At 61.6% G+C, this 255-nt stretch carries 1 protein-coding gene; it reads left to right on the top strand.

What is annotated here, in order from left to right:
• The coding region (locus tag JNB91_RS30610) for an ATP-binding protein (protein ID WP_220329143.1) at window positions 1-255 on the top strand (255 nt) is incomplete at both ends.

The following is a 255-nucleotide window of genomic DNA, read 5'->3' as shown; positions in this document are numbered from 1 at the left end:
TCGCCTACCACCGCGTCCCCCGGCTATTCGCCTCACTCGCCCTGGCACGAGGCGACGGCCGCTATGCGAAGCTGCTCAAGAGCCTGGCCAAGACCGACCTTCTGATCCTGGACGATTGGGGACCGGAAAAGCTCAGCGACGAGCAACGACGCGATCTCCTGGAGATTGTCGAAGATCGCTACGAGCAGCGCTCGACCATCGTTACCAGCCAGATCCCCGTGGACCACTGGTACGATATGATCGGCAATCCCACGA

Origin of the sequence: Aliirhizobium wenxiniae (genome assembly GCF_019511445.1) — a bacterium.
Lineage (GTDB): Bacteria > Pseudomonadota > Alphaproteobacteria > Rhizobiales > Rhizobiaceae > Neorhizobium > Neorhizobium wenxiniae_A.
Note: the sequence above shows the minus strand (reverse complement) of the source record. Positions and strands in the feature narration are given on the sequence as shown.